Here is a 20,664-nt window from a genome sequence, read left to right as displayed (position 1 = left end):
CGGAGGCATCACTCACCAGATCCGGACCGCGCGATACCGATATCTACAAAAGAGCCGGAGACAACTCAATGGGTGTTTTTACCTGCAGGAGCGCTCGCGCACGCGGCCTCCGGGGCTGGATCACGCCGTGGCTCGCTGCCCTGCTGGCAGTGGCAGCCTCACACGCCTTCGCCCAAGACCCGACGCGACTGACGCTCATGGTCAGCGGCACCGCCAAGATGATCTACCTGCCCGCGACGCTGGCGCAGCGCCTGGGCTATTTCCGCGACGAGGGGCTCGAGGTGGAACTGCTCTCGCAGCCTGCCGGCGTCGATGCCGAGAGCGAACTGCTCACCGGCTTTGCGCAAGGCGTGGTCGGCTTTTATGACCACACCATCGACCTGCAGGCCAAGGGCAAGGAAGTGCGTGCCATCGTCGTATTCAGCCAGGTACCGGGCGAAGCGGAAGTCGTCTCGACACGGTTGCCGGCAGCCGTGCAGTCGATGCGCGACCTGCGCGGCCGCACGCTGGGCGTGACGGGGCTGGGCGCATCGACGAGCTTTCTCACGCGCTACCTGATGGCGCAGCAGGGGCTGGCGGCCGGCGATTACACCATGCTGCCGGTCGGCGCCGAGCGCAGCTTCGTCAACGCACTGCGCAACGGCCGCATCGACGCCGGCATGACGACCGACCCGACGGTCTCGCGCCTCATGCACAGCGGCGAAGCCCGCGTGCTGCTCGACTTGCGCACGCTGGAAAGTACGCGCGCCGCGCTGGGCGGCCCGTATCCGGCCGCGTGCCTGTATCTGCAGACCGAATGGCTGGAAGCGCATCCGGACATCGCCGCCAAACTGGCCCGCGCCTTCGTGCGCACCCTGCGTTACATGCACACGCATGGCGCAGAAGATATTGCGGCCCGCATGCCGGCTGAATTCCGGCGCGATCATCCCGAGCTGTACGCAAAAGCGCTTGCCGCCGCGTTGCCCACCTTCAGCGCCGACGGACGCATGCCGGACGACGGCCCACCCACCGTCCTGCGCGTCCTCGCCGCCAGCAATGCCAACGCGCGCGACAAGCACATCGACCTCTCGCGCACCTATACCAACAAGTTTGTCGATCAGGTGCGCGAGCGCCGCTAGCTCAAACCAAACACTCCCTTAGAAGCGCGTGCGCATACCGACGCCAAACTCCGTCTGGCTGTTGTGGCCGTTGGTGCCGCCCACGATGTACTGGTCCTTCAGCTTCATGTAGTCGGCCGCAACGTAGAACTCCGTGCGCTTGGACACGTGGTAGAACACCGAGCCGTACAGCGTGCTCTTGCGGCCGCTGCCCGCTGCGGTGGCGCCCACGACGCTGGCATACGCATTGAGGGTGTTGCCGTCGGAGCTGAAGGCGGCGTTGTTGGCCTTCATGATCTGATAGCCGATTTCGTAGTCGAACGCGCCTGGGGGCGCCACCTTCAGCGACACGGTGTACGCGTTGTCGCTGCGGTTGCCGATCGCGGCCGGCTGTTCGCCGGTGTAGTGGAAGTAGCCGGCATTGACGCGGAACATGCCGAAGATCACGTTGCCGCCCACCGAATACGAACGGTCCATGAAGCCGCCCACCTTGGCCTGTTGCGCAAAGCCGGCCAGGTTGAAGTTGCCGCCGTTGTAGCCCAGGGCCAGCGACTCGGTGGTCCCTTGCGTGAACTGACCCGGCACTTCGCCAAACTGATAGGCCAGGCCAGTGAAGAAGCGGCCGTCCCACAGCTTCTTCCACACCACGCCGTTGTTCAGACGCGTGCCCGTGGCGCTACCTGCGTAGAAGATCAGTTGCTTGAAGTTGTTGACGTTGGTGTAGCCGCCTTCGTCCAGCGTGACGGTGGCGCTGGTGTACGGGTCGCCGTAGATGCCCGACACATCGCGCGCAATCGCGTTCTGGCGGCCAAAGGTCAGCTTACCGAGCGATTCGCTCGACAAACCCACCCACGCATCACGGTTGAACAGCACCCCCGGGGTGTCCATGTTGCCGGTGGGCGTTTCGAATTCCGATTCCAGCTTGAAGATGGCCGACAGACCGTTGCCCAGGTCTTCCTTGCCGGTCAGGCCCCAGCGGCTGCCGGAGAACCAGGGCACCTGGAAGCCGGTCAGGCGCGCGCCCGAGGCATTGGCGTTGTTGACGGTGCTGATGGTGGTGTCGATCAGCCCGTAGAGCGTCACGTTCGACGACTGGGCGTGGGCGCCGGTGGCCAGCGTGGCCGCCGCAGCCGCTGTTGCCGCAAGGGCAAACTTGATGCGGGACATTGAAGTCTCCTTCCTTTGTGGGTGATGGTGTCCGGTCGTGGTGCCGGCTTCGGAAAACGCGCGACGGCGGTGGGTCAGGCCGCCGATGCAATCGCTGGGCGAGCGTAGAAGGGGCCACCTTTCTGGAGCCTTTCGCGTCGGCGTGCGCGCAACGTTAGGGTCTACCCGCATTGGGGCATGGGCAGGCGCGCGTTGTTGCGTCGTCCAATGCAACGCATTGCAGCCCCGGCAATCAGGCTCGCGGTAGAGTGTCGAGTCACCTCACCCCAACTCCACCAGACCTTCCCCATGCACCCGTCCCAAATGACCGGCCTGCAATTGCTGCAGGCCATGTCGCACGGCGAGCTGCCGCGCGCGTCCATCAGCGAAACCATCCCGATGACGATGGATTCCATCGAAGCAGGCACCGTGCACTTCACCGCCCAGGCCGACAAACGCCACCTCAATCCGCTGGGCGGTGTGCACGGCGGCTTTGCGGCGACGGTGCTCGATTCCGTAACGGGCTGCGCCGTGCATTCGATGCTGGAAGCCGGCGTCGGTTACGGCACGGTCGACCTGAACGTGAAGATGGTGAAGGCCGTACCGGTGGATACACCGCTGGTGGCCGTTGGGCGCGTGCTGCATGTCTCGCGCACGATCGGCGTGTCGGAGGGCACGCTCAAGACGCAGGACGGCACGTTGCTCGCGCATGCCACGGCAACGTGTGTCATCCGCCGTCCGTAAACCCGATTGCCTGGAGCCCCTGATGTCCGAACCGCTGCAAACCCTGTCTGCCCTGTCTGCGAAGACCACCGCGCTGGTGCTGATCGACCTGCAACGCGGCATCCTGCCGTTCGCGCAAGGGCCGCATACGGCCGACCAGGTATTGGGCGCGTCCGCCAAGTTGGCCAAGCGCTTTCGCGAGCTGGGTGCGCCCGTGGTGCTCGTGCGCGTGGGTTGGGCGGCCGACTACGCTGATGCGCCGCGCCAGCCCGTCGACCGCCCCACACCCACGCAGCCGGGCGGCCTGCCGCCGCAATGGTGGGAACAGCCCGCCGAGCTGGAAGTCGCAGCCACCGACATCCAGATCACCAAGCGCCAGTGGGGCGCGTTCTACGGCACCGAGCTCGACCTGCAATTGCGCCGCCGCGGCGTCACCACCATCGTGCTGGGCGGTATCTCGACGCATGTGGGCGTGGAATCGACCGCGCGGGCCGCATGGGAACACGGCTACGCGCTGGTGCTGGCCGAAGATGCGATGAGCTCGAACGATGCCGCGCTGCACCGTTCGTCGGTCGAGCACGTCTTTCCGCGCCTGGGCCGGGTGCGCAGCACCGAAACCATCCTCGCGGCGTTGACGGATTAAGCGCCGCCGTCTTCCCTCGGTACATACATCACGAGGCGCAGCCGCGGGTCTTCCATCACCGGCAGGCCGATGTAGTCGTAGCGGACGACCTTGCCGCCCGGCGTGCGGATCAGCTTGTGCTCGGCGCGGGCGGCGCGGACTTCATGCTGGCGCCACCAGGTGTCGAACTCGCGGCTCTCGGTGCGCAGCCGGTCGACCAGCGCCACGAGGACGAGGTCGTCGGCATGCGGGTCGTACACCGCGCGAAACTTCGCCAGCATGCGGCGCGCCTCGCTCTCCCACTCGACAAAGCGCTCGCGCGCGTTGGCATACAGGAACATGTAGACCAGCGCGTTGCGGTCTTCCGGCGGCATCGTGCCGAAATCCATGAACAGCTGCGACGCGGCATCGTTCCAGCACAGCAGGTCGGTACGGTAACTGCGCACGTGCGCGGGCAGGGCCATGCCGGCGACGGCGCGGCGCAGCACGTCGGGCACATCCTCCATCAATGAGCGCACCGGGGTGCCCGGGAAGACCGATTCGGCCCGCGCCAGCCCGCGCATGTGGGCGCGCTCGTCCGACGACAGCTTCAGCGCGCGGCCGATCGCCTCGATCGTCGCCACCGAAGGCCGCACGTCGCGCCCCTGTTCGATGCGCACATACCAGTCGATGCTGATGTTGGCGAGCTGCGCCACTTCTTCGCGGCGCAGGCCGGCGGTGCGGCGGCGGCCGCCACCCTCGGGTAGCCCCACATCCTGCGGGCGCAACTGGCCGCGGCGGCTGCGCAGGAACTCGCCCAGCTCGTTGCGCGGCGAGGCGGGGAAGGGAGCCAGGTCTGCAGTGAAATCGTCCATGACGGTATTACACACAAGCGCGCGCGAAGGTGGGAGGGACAGCCCAATCCTAGGTTAATCCTAGCTCTGCATCGAATCGGCACGGGCGCCTACGCTGCGATCACCTCTCTTTTCCGGAGCCGATCGTGACCCACGTTTCTTCCTCCTCTTCCGCATCGGAACCGCGCCGCTGGCTTGCCTTTGGTGTGATGGTGACGGCGCAATTCATGTTCATCGTCGATGCGTTCATCGCCAATGTGGCGATCCCCAGCATCCGCACGAGCCTGCACGCCACGCCCGCGCAACTGGAGGCGGTGCTGGCCGTCTACCAGCTCGGCTACGCGATCCTGCTTATCACCGGCGGCCGGCTGGGCGACCTGTTCGGGCGGCGGCGCGTGTTCCTGCTCGGGCTCATCGCCTTTACCGCCACCTCGGCCGGTTGCGGGCTGGGGGCCAGCGCGGCCGCGCTCATCGCGTGGCGCTTTGCGCAAGGTCTGTCCGCCGCGATGATGGTGCCGCAGGTGCTGGCGAGCGTGCAGGCGCTCTTTGCCGGCACGGAGCGCGACCGCGCGCTGTCGATCTTCGGGCTGGTGATGGGCACCGGCGGCGCGGCCGGGCTGCTGGTGGGCGGCGCGCTCACCAGCGCAGATATCGCAGGGCTGGGCTGGCGCTCAGCCTTCCTGATCAACGTGCCGGTGGGGCTGGCCGCGGCGCTGCTCGGCTGGCGCTGGATCCCGCGACCGGCGGCAACCACGCCGGTGCGCCTGGACACCGCCGGCGTCGCCTGGATGGCCGCGAGCGTGGCCGCCGTGCTGGTACCGCTGCTGTTCGGCCGTGAGCTGCACTGGCCGGGGTGGACGCTGGCGATGCTCGCCGCGGGCGTACTCGGCGTGGCAACGTTCCAGCGGCTCGAAGCGCGCGTCGACCGCGCCGGCGGCACGCCGCTGCTGCCGCCGGCGTTGCTGCAGCATCGCGCCTTCATGACGGGGCTGACGGCGTCGGGCCTGCACTACATCGGCATGATGGCGTTCTTCCTGGTGCTGACGCTGTATCTGCAGAACGGGCGGCGGCTGTCTGCGCTGCAGATGGGCGTGGCGATCCTGCCGCTGGCGATCGCGTTCCTGGGCACGTCGCGGGTGGCCAACGCGCTGGTACGGCGCCACGGCGTGCGCGCCATGCTGGGCGGGCTCGCGTTGATGGCGCTGGGCCTGCTGGTGCTGGTGTCCGGCTTTGGCGCTGACTGGTCGCATCCCGCTGCGCCGGGCATGACGCTGATCGGCATTGCCGTGGCGCTGTACGGGGCGGGGCAAGGCCTTGTCGTGGTCCCGCTGATCGGCCTGGTGCTGACGGGCGTGGCGCGGGCGCAGGCGGGGGCCGCGGCGGGGTTGCTCATCACCACGCAGCAGGTGGCAGGCGCGCTGGGCGTCGCGTGTATCGGCGGGTTGTACTTCACGTTCGCCGCAGACGGCGGCGCGGGCATCGCGCGCGGCACCATCGCCGGCTGCGTCGCCATGCTGGCCGCCCTGGCGGCGGCGGCGATCGGCTTTGCACGGTTGGGCGCGCACCAGCGCCGCCTGTCTGCCGCCGGCGCGGCAAACCCGGCCTGAGCCGGGGCATTCGATACTCCGGCGCGCGGCACAAACGCGCCGGCGTGCATTGATCGGCATGGGCGAAGGTTCCACACTCCCGCGCGATGCATTTGGCATCGTCCGCCTTCCCCCGCTCATGGCTACCGTTTCCCCGCTTCGCGCCGCTGCGTCGGCGAGTTCTCCGGCGCCGTCCGCCGTTTCGCTGGCGCGCCGCGTCGTTGCTGAGGCGCTGGGCACGGCGCTGCTGATCGCGGTGGTGATCGGCACGGGCATCCACGCAAACCGCATCTCCAGCGGCGATGCCACGTGGACGCTGCTGGCGCAATCGCTGGCCGGCGGCGCGGGCCTGCTGGCACTGCTGACGGTGTTTGCGCCGGTGTCGGGCGCGCACCTGAACCCGGCGGTGACGTTGTCGGCGGCACTGCAGGGCGGCTTGCGCGCGCGTGAAGCGTTGGCGTACGTCGCGGCGCAGACGGTGGGCGCGGCGCTCGGGGTGGCCGCGATGCATGCCATGTATGGCATGGCCGTGTGGTCGGCAGGCACGCATGCGGCCACGGGCGGCGCGCTGTGGTGGAGTGAGGCGTTGGCAACCTTCGGCCTCATCGGGGCGGGCATTGCGTGCGGGCGTCATGCGCCCCGGCACCTGCCGGCGGTGGTGGCCGCCTATATCGCGGCGGGGTATTGGTTCACGTCGTCTTCGTCGCTGGCCAACCCGGCATTGGCGTTCGCGTGCGCGCTGACCGACGGCCCCTCGGGCATCCGCCCTGAAGACGTGCCCGGCTACATGCTGGCGCAACTGGCCGGCGCGCTGTTGGCGACACCGCTGTTCCGCTGGTTGGCGGGGGCAGAACCGGCGCGGGCTCCCCGCCCCGTCGCGGCCCGCACCGACGCGCTGCCGATGCGCCGCCAGGCTACCGGGCGCAGCGCTTAGCGGACCAGCGAGATGGCCTGGGTCCGCATGTACTGAAACAGCTCGGTGTCGCGCGCCAGGCCGAGCTTGCGCAGCGCCATGGTCTTCTGCGAGCTGACGGTCTTGATGCTCGAGCCGAGCTGCTTTGCAATCTCCGACAGGGCCATACCGCGCGCGTACAGTTGAATGACTTCACGCTCACGCACGCTCAGTCGTCCGTAGGCCTCCTGCACGCTGGAGCCCAGGCGGACGTCTTGGGCGATCCCCGGGCTGTAGTAACGCACGCCGCGCGCCGTTGCCATGACGGCGTGGCCGACGTGGATCAGGTCGTCGTTCTTGCTGACGAGGCCCATCACGCCGGCATCCTGCATCGCACGCAGCAGGGCGGGATTGTCGACCATCGTGCAGACCACGACGGCACGCCTGGGCTGCAGCTTACGCAGGCGGGTCAGCAGTCGCATGGCATCGCAGGCCGGGTCGCCGCCCATGTTGTAGTCGGTGACGACGACCTGGCAGTCGATATGGCGGAGCACCTGCAGGAGTTCGCGCCCGTCATGGGCCTGCGCCACGACACGCAGTTGCGGAAACCGCGCCAGGGCGGCGGTCAGCCCCATGAGGATCACCGGATGATCATCGGCCGCCACGATCGACAGGAACGCAGACATGGCGGGCCCTCAACCGTGCCCGCACGACAGCGGGCACCGCCGTGCACGGCGGCGGCAAGCGCAATCGGCCTGGGCAGGCGCTACGGCCTGCGCTCGTGCATGGCGCTGGGCCAGCAGAGGGAAGGGGCGGACTGGGGCCGTCATGGAATCGGGTGAAGCGGCAAAGGAGTGCCGGTACCTTACTGAGCCCGCGCACCGCTCGGGATCAGACCAGTCCTACTTTGGCCCCGTCGTAACGTTTCGGGGCAGAAGCTGTTTCAATCAGGGCTGCACAAAACTAAACGCGATGCCGCCATCGGCTAGCCGGCCGCCTGCACATGCGCAAGAAATGCCGTCACCGACAGCGGCGCGGCCCACAGATACCCCTGGCCCGTCGCGCAGCCCAGCGCCCGCAAGGTCTGGCGCTGCGCTTCGGTCTCCACGCCTTCGGCAATGCACTCGAGCTGCAGCGCGCGCGCCAGCTCGATCATCGTGCGGCAGATCACGCCGCGCTGGCTGCTCTGGTCCACCGCTGCCGTGAACGAGCGGTCGATCTTGAGGATGTTGAAGGGCAGGTCGGCCAGCAGCTTGAGCGTGGCGATCCCGACGCCAAAATCATCGATCGCAAGCGGATGTCCCATCAGGCGCAGCCGGTTCAGCGCGATGGTGAGCTGCGTCGCGTCGGGCACCAGGGAATCCTCGGTCAGTTCAATGGCGATGGCGCCGGGCGCTATGCGCGCTCCGCGCACGGTCGCCTCGATGCGGTCCACGGTGCCCGCGCGGCCCAGCGTCGCGGCGGACGCATTCACGCCAATGGACACCCCATGCGCCTGCGCGGCGAGCGCCTGTTGCACGCGCACGCACCGCTCGAGCATGTGAAAGAAGAGGCCGTCGGCCAGGCCCAGCGCCTCCAGTCGCGGCACGAAGGCGGCGGGCGATACGCGCCCGTGTGTCGGATGGATCCAGCGGCACAGCGCCTCCGCCCCGACGATCTGGTTGCTCGCGAGATCATGCTGGGGCTGCAGCACCAGCTCGATCTGCTCGGGCGTCTCACCGATCAGCGCGGCGAGTTCGTCGTCGGAAAAACGTGGCACGGCCGCGGGCGCCGGCGGCGCAGGATCGCGCTCGCGCGCGGCGGCGGCCTCCAGCAGGGGCAGCACATGCGCGGGCCGCAGCGGCTTGTGGATGCCATGCGTCTGGGCCAGGCCCACGGCATCCGCGAGGCTCACGTGCGATTCGACGATCGGCGCGTCCATGGCGCTCACCCACGCCCACACGGGCGCCTGGCGCGGAAACACGCGACCCTGGCGCAGGCGCATCTGCTCCATGAGTTCGGGGCCGTTCATGCCGGGCATGTCGATGTCGCACAGCACGAGGTCGACGTGACAGAGTTCCAGCAGGTAGAGCGCCTCGCGGCCATCGCATGCGGTCAGGATCTGCTGCACGCCAAGCGTATGGAGCAATTGCCGGGCGGCGGCCCGTTGTACCGGATGGTCGTCGACCACCAGCACGGCGAGTTGCGCGAAACCTTCCATCGGCCGTCCTCGTTCTTGTCGATATGGCGGGGCCCATCCCGTTTGCGCCGTGCAGCGTCCGCCGTGATCCGCCATTGAAGCACTGTGCGACGCCCTTGTCAGGCGCAAGGGTCAGAAAAAACAAAGCCCGCGCAGCTTTTCAACTGCGCGGGCCTTGAGCGATTTCCCCCAACCTTTTGAGCTCCGGCGCCGGTGTCGACGGCGCCAAGATGCAGGAAATCGTGCCCGAAAAAAATGAAGCCCGCAACAGGGGCGGGCTCAAAAGGGGGGGAGTGCTCTCTAAAGAGAGAGCAAGATGAAGTGTAGTGGAGGGGAAGGCGTCGGACTGTCCGGATGCGGCCGAATCGCTTGTAGGACAAAAACCGACGCAGTTCCGCGATGTTAGGCGCATGAACGCCGTGGATAAACACCGATTCACAACATTTGAGTGACGCACGAACCGCTTTCCGGCAGCTGCCCGCGCCGTCAGCGCCGACATTGGAAGCGCGGCTCAAAGCACCCGCTTGAACGGTCGTGCGCGTTGCGATCCGGCAACGGTGCGGGCATGGAGTGATGAGAGACAGCGTAGCCGGAACCGGCGAGAAGACAAGGCAGCGGCATCCGCCGCCGCAAAGAAAAAAGCCCGAGCACTAGGTGCTCGGGCCACAATCCACCAAGGAGGGTGGAGGAGACAGTTCCTACTATAGCGAATCGTTTGCTGCGTTGCAATAACGTAGAACTACGTAATGGAGCAAAGCGTTGTCAAGGCGCCACGGAGGGCGGAAACGATCGCAACAGTCACACCATGGCGCAACGCAACAAACAGCGCGGCGGGCCCTGGGAATGCGTTGCCCACCGGCTCGCCACAGCTGAAACAAATCGGGTACGAAGTACTCGCTTACTTTTTCAGCGCCGATCAGAACGCAGGCAGGATCGCGCCCTTGAATTGCGTGTCGATGAACTTGCGCACCTCCTCCGACTGGTACGCATGCACCAGCGTCTTCACCCACGGCTGGTTCTTGTCTTTCTCGCGCACGGCGATCAGGTTGGCGTACGGGCCCTGGCGGTCTTCGAGCGCAATCGCGTCCTTCGCGGGGGTCAGACCGTTCTTGACGGCGTAGTCGGTGTTGATGGAAGCGGCATCGAGGTCATCGAGCGAGCGCGGCAGCTGCGCCGAGTCCAGCTCCACCAGCTTGATCTTCTTCGGGTTCTCGACCACATCGCGCGGCGTGGCGTTGTTGCCGTTGGTGCCGACGCCGGCCTTGAGCTTGATCACGCCGGCCTTCTGCAGCAGGAGCAGCGCCCGATTGCCGTTGGATGGGTCGTTCTGGATGCCGACCTTGGCGCCTTCCCTGAGCTGCGCCAGCGACTTCACCTTCTTCGAGTAGAAGCCCATCGGCGCCACGTAGGTCAGGCCGACGTTGACGATCTTGTAGCCGCGCGCCTTGATCTGGCTGTCGAGGAAGGGCTGGTGCTGGAAGCCGTTGGCGTCAAGGTCGCCGGCGTCGAGGGCAGGGTTGGGCTGGGCGTAGTCGTTGAATTCGATGATCTTGACGTCCAGGCCGTCCTTCTTGGCGACCTTCTGCACGACTTCCCAGATCTGCGCGTCGGGGCCGCTCATGGTGCCGAGCTTGATCTGCTTGGTGTCGGCATGGGCGGCGGCGGCCACGGCGAATGCGACGGCGGGTACGGCCGCGCGGGCGAGACGGGTGAACAGGGACATGGAGAAACCTCGTGGATTTTTCGTGGATGCGGGAATGAAATCCGCCCGCGGGTAGCGGGCGTGTGACGTGATCCTGTCACAGGCGAGGCCGCAATCGAACGATATTTTCGGCATGTGCATATGCCCCGCGATGGTGCAGCGAGCCACCTCGCTGCGGGAGGTGCCGCCACAGGCAGGTCGGCGCGTCGGCGCGCAGACGCGTGGGGCGCCAGCACGGCAACTGGGGACAGGGCATTGTCCGCGCCGGGCACCGGCATTGAGTGCGGGGCGCCGCTCTCTGCCACTCCACGCTTCGCGGGTTACCGCGCGGCCCCGGATCAGCGATGCAGCAGCGGATACAGCGCCAGGCCAAGCAACGCCGCCCCCGCCACGATCACCGGTTCGGGCAGCTTCTTGAACTTCACGAGCAGCAGCACCGTCGCCACGGCCAGCAGCGCCGTCGGGACATCGACGATGGAGCGCTTGGCCAGCACGATGACCGCGCCGGTAATGGCGCCCACGGCGGCCGCCGTCACGCCGTCCACAAACGCGAGGATGGAGGGCAGCTTGCCGTATTTCTTGAAGTACGGCGCCGGGAGGATGGTGAAGAGGTAGCACGGCAGGAACGTGCCGAGCGCGGCCACGCACGCACCGGGCAGGCCCGCCACCAGGTAGCCGATAAAGCCGACGGTGATGACCACCGGGCCGGGCGTGATCATTGCCACGGCCACCGCGTCGACGAACTGCTTTTCATTGAGCCAGTGGTGCTCCGTGACCACGCCGCCGTAGAGGAACGGCACGATGGCCAGCCCCGAGCCGAAGACGAATGCGCCGGCCTTGGCGAAGAACGCGCCCAGCTGCGAGAGCAGCGGCCAGTCCACCGTGCCCAGCAGGCTGCTGGCGGCCGCGACCGGGGCAGCCGCGATGGCGTTCGTGCGGCCCTGGCGCAACCACCGGGGCGGTGTGCGCCAGAACCACACCAGCACACCGGCGGCCAGAAAGAGCCACGCCACTTCGGATTCCGTCACGACCGTCACCGCCGCAAGCAAGAGGTAGATGGCCCACAGCAGCTTGTCTTTGCCGACGCTCTTGGTGGTGAGCTTGTGCGCACTGATGGCGATGATGCCGATCACCGCTGCGCCCACGCCGTAGAACACCGACTGCATCCACGTCAGGCCGCCAAAGCGCGTATAGGCCCACCCCAACGCCACCACCATCAGGAACGACGGCAGCACGAATGCAATGCCGACCAGCGTGGCGCCGACGATGCGGTAGTGCACATAGCCAAGGTAGATGGCCAGTTGCGCGGCCAGCGGCCCCGGTGCGAGCTGGGCCAGCGCGAGGCCTTCCTTGTAGTCCGCTTCGGTAATCCACTGACGGGCATCGACCAGATCGCGGCGCATGTAGCCGGCCAGCGCTACGGGGCCGCCAAAGCCCAATGCGCCAAGCCGGAGGAAATACAGCAGCAGTTGCCGCAGCGTGTAGGTGGGGCGTTCAAGGGCAGTGTTCATGGGTGACCTAAAGGGGTGGCTGCAAGGGGTGACAGCCGTCACGGCTTGCGGCTGCCGGAAAAATGCACATACAACGAATCGAGCACGGTGCCGATCTCTGCAAGCAGGGCATCGTCGTCCGCCACGCGCTTGCGAGCGCCTGCCAGGATGGCTTCGAACCCGCCGGCTTCCGGCGTGGCCGCGCCGCCCACATCGAGCGCATGCACCATGGCGCCCAGGCGCGCGAGGCCGGCATCGTCGTCGAGCCCAAAGCTGGCGACGAGCACCTCGAACGAAACGCGTTCGCCAACATGCGTGAAGGCGGCACCGTCAAAGTCGAAGCCGAGCGCATCGGCGGGGCAATCGGCCGGGCTGTCGAGCCACAGGAAGCGGGCGTGCGGATCGATGAAGCGCTGGATGAGCCAGGCGCTGGCAACGCGGTCCACCCACAGGTGCCGGCGGGTGGCCCACAGGCGGCCCTGATATTGGGTGCGATCGCGGCGGGGGATGCTGCCCGCGGCGGCGCGCGGTTCGCCCGGCGAGTGTGTGGCTTCGACCGCCGCGGCAAAGTCGCGCCATTGCGCATCGGCACGCACGGTCGCTTCATTGGAGAAGAAGTCGATCTTGCGGATGGCCTCGTAGGCGCGGGCATGGCGGCGCAGCAGCCGGTTGCGCTCGGCGGCGGGCAGGTCGGGGAGCGTCTTGCGCGCTTCGGACAGCTCGGCCAGCCACTCGGCGTAGTCGGGTGACCGGTCGAACAGGGCGCGGTAGGCCGCGTCTTCCGCCGCGTCGCCGGCCTGCAGGCGCAGCACCCAGGCCTGGCCGTCTTCCTGCAGCGTCTCGTCTGCCAGGTCGTTGAGCTGGGCGGCATGCTCGGCGCGCGCAGGCAGCAGGTAGACGCCATCGCGCAGCGCCGCACAGCCGATCGCCTTGATGGCGCGCCAGATGCGCATGCGCGCGGTGGCGCGGGCGGTCGGCAGGCTGACGATCAGCAGCAGCCAGGAATCGGGCGAGGCGGTCATGACGGCAGCATAGGCGTACGTCATAACCGCTGCAATCTTGTAGAGGTTCCTACATCAGCGCGGCGGGAGGTTCATGGCGTTGGTCAGGAACGCTCTGACGTCCGCCTCGGCGCGCTCAGCTTGCTGCAGGTTGGCGCCCGTGGAAACGCCCCGCACGGTGCAGCGCTTGTAGTCGGCCTCCATGGCCTGCAGGTTGGGGTATTTCTCGCCGCTCTGCAGCCGGTAGTACGCATCGTGCTGCACGTCGATCAGGGTCTGCGGACAATCGCGCGCCGTGGTGGCACCCGGAAAGTACTTGAAGTACGCACGCGTGCTGTCGAAGTCGTGATACGCGCCGGGGTAGACATGCACATCGACGGTCTGGCCGTCACGCTGCATGACCTCCGCCGCGTTGCGGCAGAGCTGCGCGGGCGTGTAGTCGTCTTTCTCGCCCAGCGCGAGCATCAGCGGGGCGCCGGACAGCGATGGCGGCGGGACCTCCCACCAGAGCGCCGAACACCCGGGGTAGAAGCCGATGAGCGCCGCAAACCGCGTGTCGTCATCGATGACGCCTTTGCGGAACGCGTCGAGTGTCATGTCCAGTGCCACACCGCCGCCGCGCGAAAAACCGATCTGCCCGATGCGCTTCGGGTCGATGCGCGGGTCGGTGCTCAGCAGCTTGAGCGCGAACAGCGCATCGGCGTCATTGGCGGCGGGGTTGAGCTGCGATTGGTTGTCCATCGTGTTGGCAATGCCGCGCGGGCCATACGAATCCACCACGAACGCGGCCATGCCCATCTGGTTGAAGAGCCGCACCCACCGGTCGACATCTTTCTGCTGCGGCCCGGCGGAGCCATGCGAAATCACCATCGCTGGCACCCGGCCCTGGAGGTTCTCGGGCAGATACAGCGTGCCCCAGATGGGCGTGGGCGTCTTGTCGAACTTGCGATGCACCAGCTCCCATTTGCTCTTGGGCGTGGCGCTGTTGAAGTGAATGCGGCCGGTGGGTTGTGCCGAGAGATCGTTGACGATTTGCTGCGCCGATGCGGGCAGTGCCAACGCCACGGCGGCAACGGCGGTAACAACAATGAACAGGTGACGCAACAAGCCGACGGTCGAACGCCTTCTCATGAGAATTCCTGGCGATGAAGTTGAAGCGCTGATTGTGCCGCGGGGAGACGGCAGGCGCAGCCATCTTTGTCGATCTAGAAATTCCACACCACACCGGCGCGCACGGTGCGTGGCTCGGCGGGATGAATGTGGCGGTCATTGATGCCCGTTGCCACGCCATTGGCATCCAGCGGTGACGCCTCGCCCTTGAGCAGGGATGCGTAGTAGTAGTCGATGTCGTTCACTTGCTTGTTGAGCACATTGAGCACCTCGACGAACACGCGCACGTTCTTCTGCAGCCGGTAACCCAGCTTGAGGTTGACCAGGAACGACGATGCCGATCGCACGCTGTTGTCTTCAACGAGCGGGCGCGGGCCGAAGTAGCGCAGCCGTGCGCCAAGCATCCAGCGGTCGTGCACCCACGACACGCCGGCCGAAGCGGTGGTCTGGATGGCCTCGGGGATGGTGTCGCCTGCCGGGTTGCTGTCGCGAAAGCGCGCGCGCGAGAAGGCCGCATCCGCATCCAGAATCAGTTCGGGCAGCGGTGTGTAGTAGGCCGCGAGTTCCACGCCCGTGCGGCGGCTCGGGCGGCTGGGCTCGGTGGTGCCGGTGTCGCCCGAGAAAACAAGTTCAGAGCCGATGTCCAACCGCCACAACGACGCGGAAAGCTGCAGGTTGGGGGCAAGCGCCCGCGTGCGCAGGCCGACCTCGTAGCCGGTGGCGGGGACGAGCACCGACACCTTCTGCACCGGGTCTGCGCTCACCGGATCGACGGTGGTGGTCGCGCCGCGCACGTCATTGCTGTGATAGCCCCGGCCCCAGTTCATGAACACATCGGTACGCGCCGTGGGCGACAGCACGACGCTCAGCTTGGGGCTCACGATGGGGTCCGTTCCATTGCCCGAATTGAGCGGGTTGCTGCTGGCGACGCTGTACCAAAACTGATCGGCCCGCACACCGGCGATGGTGCGCAGCCACGGCAGCCACTGCGTGCTGTTGCGCACGTAGAGCGCGGTGCTGGTTTCGTTCACGGTGTCGCTGCGTACCAGCGCGTACGGTTGCCGCGCCTGCGTGTTGGTCAGGCGGATCGGGTCCAGCCGGTCAAAGCGCGTCTGCGAGCCGACTTCCGTTTCGCTCTCACGCCCGGCAACGCTGCCCAGCCACGTGCGCGATGCATTCACGCCGGTGGTGACGCGGTTCTCGAACTGCTCGAACTGGTCGCCTTGCTCGGGGTTGTTGAGCGCATACGTAAAGTTGGAGAACAGCTGCAGCCGGCTCTTGATGACGTAGGCGTTGGCCTTGAACACCCCATCGGCAAGCGGCCGCAGCCAGTCGGCCGAGAGGCTGTAGCGGGACGCCGCGCCGCCATCGCTCGGATCGATTGCACCAAAGCGCGGAATCAGCCCTTCGTTGATGGCGCGCAACGGCACCTGGTCGGTGGATTGCCACGCGTTCTTGTACGCCATGCCCGTCACGCTGACGCGCTCGCCGCCGCCCAGCGGCACGGTGTAGCGCAGCACGCCATTGAGCTTGTGCACGCCTTCGGGCACGGTCCACGGGCCGTTCTCGCCCAGCCATTCGAAGCCATAGAGCAGCGTGCCGGTGCCGACCGTGCTGCAGTTGGCCAGCAGGCCGCGCCGGTAGTTGTGCTCTCCCAGCTCCAGCTGCGCGATGCCCTGCGGCAGACGGCTCACGTAGTCCATCCGGACTGCACCGGCGGCGGAGAAGTCGCCTTCTTCCGCAAAGCTGGTGCCTTTCTTGTAGGCAATGCCGTCTACCAGTTCAGGGATGACGAAGTTCAGATCGGTGTAGCCCTGGCCGTGCGCGTGCGTACGCATGTTGACCGGCATGCCGGCCACCGTGGTGGCGAGATCCGTTCCGTGATCGAGGTTGAAGCCGCGCAGGAAGTATTGGTTGGCCTTGCCGTCGCCGCTGTGCTGCGTGACGATCAGGCCGGGCACGCTCTCCAGCAATTCCCCCGGCCGCAGCAGGGGGCGATTCTCCAACTGGGCGCGCGGCACATAGCCTTGGTTGGCGGCCTCGCCCGTGGCGGACGCGGCGCCTGCAGAACCACTGACCGTGACGGCCTCAAGCTGAAATTCCGGCTGCTGAAGACCGCCCGCATGAGCGATGCCTGAATGGCCCCATGTCCAGCACAGGCCCCACAGTGCCCCCATCGACCACGCGTAACGCGCCTGCATACCACGGCCCCCTTGCCCCGGATGTTGTTTGCGAAGTGTTATGCAAGCCTCATACCACATGTCGATGGGCGCGGGGCTTAGGGGCGTAGGGAATGGCTGGTAGGGGGCAAACGCTGTGTGCTGCAACGTTGCACGGTGGAAAAGAAGGGGCGCCCCTTGCAAGCGCCGCCGCCTCGTCAACGGCCGGGCAGCTCCGCGCCCCACGCCGCCGTCACGTTGCCGCCAAGCCGCCATTCCGAAAACGGGCGGCGTGGCGCAATCAGCGCAGGCAGGCGTGGGGCTCGCACGTGGGCATAGTAGGGCTCCATCCAGCACAGCTCATCCTGGAAAGTCCACGGAAACAGCTGCTGCTTGATCGGCGTGATTTTCTCGAAGCTCGCCGGGTCGATCACCGCGTTGATCACGAGATTCGCCAGGCGGTCGATCGCGTGGTCGTTCTCGCGGTACAGATCGATATGGCGCCGCTGCACCAGCTCGGCGGCAAACACCAGCGGAATGAGCGCGAACGTGTGGTAGTGCAGCGCACGGTCCCCGCGCTTGACCTCGCGTGCGAGCGCGCCGTCCGGGCCGATATCGCGGATGCCCTCGCGAACGCGCAGGAGTCCGGAGTTGATCAGGTCGCTGTTGTCGGTTGCGGTGCCGATGGCAATCAGGTTGAGGCCGGCCCAATACACCAGGTTGTTATGCAGATGATTGATCGCCTCGGCGTTGCGTGTGGCGATCGCGATGCGTTCGAGCCACGGTGCGATGGCGTCCAGCTCGCCTGGTTTCGCCTGCGGATGTCGCTCGGCATGCGCAGCAGCACCATGGCGAAATCCGTTCCGGCCCACGATCGCTCGTAGTGGCCCTGATAGCCGGAAATCTTGCCCATCAGCGCGTCGGCATCGGCCCAGGTTCGCAGCTGGCTCAGGGCGCAGGTCCAATCGCCCTTGTCGGCTGAGGCGTTGAGGTGCGCGATGAAATTGCGCATGGGTTTCACGTCGCGCGCATAGCCGGCTGCGTCGTCGTAAAAGCCGGGTGGATCGATCGTCTGGACAGGTGCAGGAATCTCACAGGCGCGGGCTGCATGCACCAGGCCGAAGCCTGCGCCGACGGCCAGCGAAACGGCTAACAACGTTCGAATGTACGCACGACGCATTTCGACCTCCGGCACGGGGCGGCAAAGGACGGCTGGCGGGGGGAAGGCTGGAGCGGGCGGGCTTGCGAGAATCGATGCCCGCACACGCAAAACGGCGTGGTTCGCGGCGGCGTTGACGGGGGTTACAAACGGTAGCGACTATGAAAAAGAGCCGCATCGAGCGGCTCTTCTGACGTCAGTGGCAACGTGCTCTTACGCCGCGTTCGATGGTCGCCGGTTGCAGGAGGCTCAGCGCCCCACCACTTTTTTGGTCATGGAAGCTTGGCTCTGAGGCGATCTAGCAATGTCGGCGGCAGCGGCACGTACTCCTCCGGAGAGACTCCACGATGGTAATAAACACGGTCCCCATCAAAGAGCATTTGCGGGTGGATATCACTATATGTCCTCTCCGCGATTAGCTTGTTCGTTTTTGCGTCATACAGCCTGAACAACGCACCGTCTCGGTAAGGAAGATAGCAAGTCTCGCCAATATATCGACGAAGGTCATCCACCTCCCTCCTGCACTCACTGGTATATACCCGACTCCTGACAAAGAAAGCGTACTGCGCAACAAGGGCAATGACAAAAAGAATAAAAATGGCCTTAATTACCCTCAATTTCATCTCGCATTAGAAAAATCGAACTCTATTATTTCCGGTGGATTCAACCTCACCGACCGGCGATCCGAGTACAAAACCATGTCCCCACCCTGCTTGTTTTTCATCTGCCAAATTCTATAGTCCTTGTTTCTCACGGGATAATAAACCGTGGCATCAGATATGGCGTTATACAAAGCGACCGGATAATTTGACCAGTCCAGTTCGGTCAACTCGCCCACAACTGTTGCAATCGGAACCACTATGAAGCCACGCTTATTCCAATGTCCTAAATACTGAGTTCCCATCTCACCAGAGCGATCATGGAATGTAAAAACATCCCGCATATAGACAACAATTTCGTTGATAATCAACCGCCCCCTCCATCCGGTTTTGTCAACAACATATTGATGCTCTCCAAGGGCAGCATTGATCGAAAAGGCGCCTAGCGCCCCATACAAATCATCCATGAATGTTCCGTCTTTCCAAGCCACTCCCCTAAGGAACATCTCAAATTTCTTCAGATTCCCACTGTCAACTGTTATTAACTGAAACTGATATTCTTTATGCCATCTCTGAATATCTGCACCGCACAAGTGCCAGGGGTCAACATAGTTAGCCGACGACTCTTTTCCAATAAACTTATTCTTGAGGACACGAACAGCCGCCCTACTAAACAAGTAGTCCCTATTCAGGAGTTCGTCATATTTTTTTCGCGCCCGATCAAATCCAAGTATCCAATCCAGTTTAAACATGGCCGTATCAACCATGCTTGATGGAAACGGCTTCCCATTCTGATTGATGCCCATTGCAGCCCCCTCGTCAGTGGTCGCGTAGTTGAGCTCCCCTGAAAACCATTTCCTCTGCAGTTTTGCTGACATTGGCCAACCTACGCGATCCAGTGCATCTGGAATATCTTGAAGGTCAAAGGGCTTCACTTTGGGCTTGCTTGAAGTCACTACAGCAGGTTTGGACGATTCCGGAGGCGGTGGCGTATTTAGCCAGTCCTTGAAATCCAAGAACCCTTCGAGCAAGCTCCTCGGTGCTCGCTTGGGCTCCGGCGGTTTTTGTGGCGGCGGCGGTTGGTCTCGTAGCGGGGGTGCAGGGCGGTTCATGGAGAGAGAAAACTCTTCCGCATCAACCGCTGTGCAAGTGCTTTTTGAAACGACCCACCATGGATTCCACAAGATGCTTTTTTCCAAGTAATGCATCTTCTCGTCTGACGTGCTCATTTCGAGTGACCCTCTTTAGATTCTTCGGTCGGATTCAGCAGAAAACCGCCGCAAGGCGGTTTTCCTTGCACTGGGAGCCTCACTCCACGCCTACCGCGTCCTCCTTTTTCCTCGACGATTTGGCAAATCGCGCCGACAGTTCCTTGCGGGCTGCGTCCAGCCCCTCACCGTGGCCTGCCACCTTGAGGAAGGCATACCCTTCCAAGGCAGCGTTCATCACGTCGCTGCCCAGCGCCAGTTGCGAATCGGCCATCCGTTCGTGAATGCGGCCCAGGCGCATCACACGGCTGCGCAACAGGTCGAACGCGGTCAGATCGCGGCGTAGCTCTGCAATGTTGAAGTTGGCGGGCAGCACGTTCGGGTTGGCGCCGAGCACCTCCACCGTCGTGCGGGCAAACGCTTCGGATTTGCCGCCATCTTGGTCAGAAACCGACGCTGTTCGATGGTCAGGTCGATCAAGCCGGTGAGCTTGTCTTCCAGCGTCTTCAGCGCACCGTCCACGGCGGCCAAATCGGTTGCACTCATCTGAAACGAAATCAGGTTTTGCGACATCACATTCCTCTGTAACGGGTTGGCAGCGTCATGCCTCAGGGGCATGACTGCGCGAGAGTGGACGCTGTCCACGCCGTACGCAATGCCAGCCAGCGCTTTTCAGAAAATGCTGATGCAGACCGTGTCCGGAACCACGTCGATGCAGTTTCGAACGCGACACCTTCATGTTCAGCACGTCATGGATGCCGTTTGGGACCGGACATTTGCCGTTCCGAACGTCATGTATGAGGTTCAGAACCGGATCTGTTGCGTCTGAAACTCGGCCCTATGGCGTTCTGAACGCCATCCCATTGGGTTCGGAACGCCATGGGGAAGGTTCCAAACGCAGCCGTTGTGGTTCTAGTCTCGGCGACGGCCGTCGTGAACTCGATGGTCGGGGTTCAGCACGCTTGAGGAAAGCCGCCAGAGGGGAGCACAAGGACGGTTGGAACGTGAGCGGTAACGCTCGATCGGCACGAAGCCTTCCTTACCGGGCTCGTTCATAAAGCCGAGCGGCCACGCGAGAGTGACGGCAAGTACTATCGCGCTTAGTCCTTGTTGGTTACCGCCGGTGGTTCCAGTCTTCGGCCGCTTTCCCGCATGGCA

General features: G+C 65.0%; 17 protein-coding genes and 1 pseudogene. 5 read left to right on the top strand and 13 right to left on the bottom strand.

The window, feature by feature from the left end; all coding sequences use genetic code 11:
- Positions 1-68 precede the first annotated feature (68 nt).
- Positions 69-1,118: an ABC transporter substrate-binding protein gene (locus tag A6M56_RS02935; RefSeq protein WP_286757739.1), complete on the top strand. Its 1,050-nt coding sequence runs from the start codon at positions 69-71 to the stop codon at positions 1,116-1,118.
- 18 nt (positions 1,119-1,136) lie between these two features.
- On the opposite strand, the gene A6M56_RS02930 is transcribed toward A6M56_RS02935, so the two are convergent.
- Complete coding sequence (locus tag A6M56_RS02930) at positions 1,137-2,264, bottom strand: porin (protein ID WP_045785344.1); 1,128 nt, start codon at positions 2,262-2,264, stop codon at positions 1,137-1,139.
- 288 nt (positions 2,265-2,552) lie between these two features.
- Here A6M56_RS02930 and A6M56_RS02925 point away from each other — a divergent pair, with 288 nt between their 5' ends.
- Both A6M56_RS02925 and A6M56_RS02920 read left to right on the top strand, forming a co-directional pair.
- A complete protein-coding gene (locus A6M56_RS02925) occupies positions 2,553-2,987 on the top strand; it encodes a PaaI family thioesterase (RefSeq protein ID WP_102064083.1) in 435 nt (144 codons plus the stop codon).
- Between the two features lie 22 nt (positions 2,988-3,009).
- On the top strand, positions 3,010-3,609 hold the full coding sequence (locus tag A6M56_RS02920; RefSeq protein WP_102080444.1) for a hydrolase: 600 nt from the start codon (positions 3,010-3,012) through the stop codon (positions 3,607-3,609).
- Here A6M56_RS02920 and A6M56_RS02915 read toward each other — a convergent pair.
- Entirely contained in the window at positions 3,606-4,442 is an 837-nt protein-coding gene (locus A6M56_RS02915; protein WP_045785341.1) for a helix-turn-helix transcriptional regulator, read from the bottom strand. The two genes, A6M56_RS02920 and A6M56_RS02915, sit on opposite strands and share 4 nt — an antisense overlap.
- A 125-nt stretch (positions 4,443-4,567) precedes the next feature.
- Here A6M56_RS02915 and A6M56_RS02910 point away from each other — a divergent pair, with 125 nt between their 5' ends.
- Positions 4,568-6,028 (top strand): MFS transporter, encoded by a 1,461-nt coding sequence (locus A6M56_RS02910; protein ID WP_045785340.1) that lies wholly within the window; start codon positions 4,568-4,570, stop codon positions 6,026-6,028.
- Between the two features lie 118 nt (positions 6,029-6,146).
- Positions 6,147-6,941, top strand: coding sequence for an aquaporin (locus tag A6M56_RS02905; RefSeq protein WP_082062832.1), 795 nt, complete (start codon positions 6,147-6,149; stop codon positions 6,939-6,941).
- Here the strand turns inward: A6M56_RS02905 and A6M56_RS02900 are convergent.
- The 11 genes and pseudogenes from A6M56_RS02900 to A6M56_RS02845 all read right to left on the bottom strand — a co-directional run bounded on the left by A6M56_RS02900 (position 6,938) and on the right by A6M56_RS02845 (position 20,079).
- Entirely contained in the window at positions 6,938-7,585 is a 648-nt protein-coding gene (locus A6M56_RS02900; RefSeq protein ID WP_045785339.1) for a response regulator, read from the bottom strand. The two genes, A6M56_RS02905 and A6M56_RS02900, sit on opposite strands and share 4 nt — an antisense overlap.
- 299 nt (positions 7,586-7,884) lie before the next feature.
- The gene (locus A6M56_RS02895) at positions 7,885-9,099 is read right to left on the bottom strand and encodes an EAL domain-containing response regulator (protein ID WP_045785338.1); all 1,215 of its coding nucleotides are present in this window, start codon (positions 9,097-9,099) and stop codon (positions 7,885-7,887) included.
- Positions 9,100-9,994: 895 nt separating this feature from the next.
- Positions 9,995-10,801, bottom strand: coding sequence for a MetQ/NlpA family ABC transporter substrate-binding protein (locus A6M56_RS02890; protein WP_045785337.1), 807 nt, complete (start codon positions 10,799-10,801; stop codon positions 9,995-9,997).
- Positions 10,802-11,118: 317 nt separating this feature from the next.
- A complete protein-coding gene (locus A6M56_RS02885; RefSeq protein ID WP_045785336.1) occupies positions 11,119-12,291 on the bottom strand; it encodes a chromate transporter in 1,173 nt (390 codons plus the stop codon).
- A gap of 38 nt (positions 12,292-12,329) precedes the next feature.
- On the bottom strand, positions 12,330-13,292 hold the full coding sequence (locus tag A6M56_RS02880) for a chromate resistance protein ChrB domain-containing protein (protein ID WP_045787710.1): 963 nt from the start codon (positions 13,290-13,292) through the stop codon (positions 12,330-12,332).
- A 54-nt stretch (positions 13,293-13,346) separates the two neighbouring features.
- A complete protein-coding gene (locus A6M56_RS02875) occupies positions 13,347-14,402 on the bottom strand; it encodes a dienelactone hydrolase family protein (RefSeq protein ID WP_045785335.1) in 1,056 nt (351 codons plus the stop codon).
- Positions 14,403-14,476: 74 nt separating this feature from the next.
- Positions 14,477-16,558, bottom strand: a complete 2,082-nt coding sequence (locus tag A6M56_RS02870) for a TonB-dependent receptor (protein ID WP_257984098.1) — start codon at positions 16,556-16,558, stop codon at positions 14,477-14,479.
- 200 nt (positions 16,559-16,758) lie between these two features.
- Positions 16,759-17,720: pseudogene (locus A6M56_RS24260) on the bottom strand (mannuronate-specific alginate lyase).
- Positions 17,721-18,318: 598 nt separating this feature from the next.
- Complete coding sequence (locus tag A6M56_RS02855; RefSeq protein WP_257984072.1) at positions 18,319-19,527, bottom strand: DUF6402 family protein; 1,209 nt, start codon at positions 19,525-19,527, stop codon at positions 18,319-18,321.
- 79 nt (positions 19,528-19,606) lie between these two features.
- Positions 19,607-19,903: a hypothetical protein gene (locus A6M56_RS02850; protein WP_257984071.1), complete on the bottom strand. Its 297-nt coding sequence runs from the start codon at positions 19,901-19,903 to the stop codon at positions 19,607-19,609.
- Positions 19,837-20,079 carry a hypothetical protein gene (locus A6M56_RS02845; RefSeq protein ID WP_257984070.1) on the bottom strand — a complete coding sequence of 81 codons (243 nt, stop codon included), beginning with the start codon at positions 20,077-20,079 and terminating at the stop codon, positions 19,837-19,839. Before A6M56_RS02845 ends, A6M56_RS02850 begins: the two co-directional genes overlap by 67 nt.
- Positions 20,080-20,664 lie beyond the last annotated feature (585 nt).

Origin of the sequence: Ralstonia sp. RL, from assembly GCF_001683835.1 — a bacterium.
Lineage (GTDB): Bacteria > Pseudomonadota > Gammaproteobacteria > Burkholderiales > Burkholderiaceae > Ralstonia > Ralstonia mannitolilytica.
Note: the sequence above shows the minus strand (reverse complement) of the source record. Positions and strands in the feature narration are given on the sequence as shown.

Coding starts and splice junctions, on each gene's coding strand:
- A6M56_RS02930 (WP_045785344.1), bottom strand. CDS start 2,264: ATGTCCCGCATCAAGTTTGCCCTTGCGGCAACAGCGGCTGCGGCGGCC.
- A6M56_RS02875 (WP_045785335.1), bottom strand. CDS start 14,402: ATGAGAAGGCGTTCGACCGTCGGCTTGTTGCGTCACCTGTTCATTGTT.
- A6M56_RS02855 (WP_257984072.1), bottom strand. CDS start 19,527: ATGAGCACGTCAGACGAGAAGATGCATTACTTGGAAAAAAGCATCTTG.
- A6M56_RS02845 (WP_257984070.1), bottom strand. CDS start 20,079: ATGTCGCAAAACCTGATTTCGTTTCAGATGAGTGCAACCGATTTGGCC.
- A6M56_RS02915 (WP_045785341.1), bottom strand. CDS start 4,442: ATGGACGATTTCACTGCAGACCTGGCTCCCTTCCCCGCCTCGCCGCGC.
- A6M56_RS02870 (WP_257984098.1), bottom strand. CDS start 16,558: ATGGGGGCACTGTGGGGCCTGTGCTGGACATGGGGCCATTCAGGCATC.
- A6M56_RS02935 (WP_286757739.1), top strand. CDS start 69: ATGGGTGTTTTTACCTGCAGGAGCGCTCGCGCACGCGGCCTCCGGGGC.
- A6M56_RS02925 (WP_102064083.1), top strand. CDS start 2,553: ATGCACCCGTCCCAAATGACCGGCCTGCAATTGCTGCAGGCCATGTCG.
- A6M56_RS02900 (WP_045785339.1), bottom strand. CDS start 7,585: ATGTCTGCGTTCCTGTCGATCGTGGCGGCCGATGATCATCCGGTGATC.
- A6M56_RS02880 (WP_045787710.1), bottom strand. CDS start 13,292: ATGACCGCCTCGCCCGATTCCTGGCTGCTGCTGATCGTCAGCCTGCCG.
- A6M56_RS02895 (WP_045785338.1), bottom strand. CDS start 9,099: ATGGAAGGTTTCGCGCAACTCGCCGTGCTGGTGGTCGACGACCATCCG.
- A6M56_RS02890 (WP_045785337.1), bottom strand. CDS start 10,801: ATGTCCCTGTTCACCCGTCTCGCCCGCGCGGCCGTACCCGCCGTCGCA.
- A6M56_RS02920 (WP_102080444.1), top strand. CDS start 3,010: ATGTCCGAACCGCTGCAAACCCTGTCTGCCCTGTCTGCGAAGACCACC.
- A6M56_RS02885 (WP_045785336.1), bottom strand. CDS start 12,291: ATGAACACTGCCCTTGAACGCCCCACCTACACGCTGCGGCAACTGCTG.
- A6M56_RS02905 (WP_082062832.1), top strand. CDS start 6,147: ATGGCTACCGTTTCCCCGCTTCGCGCCGCTGCGTCGGCGAGTTCTCCG.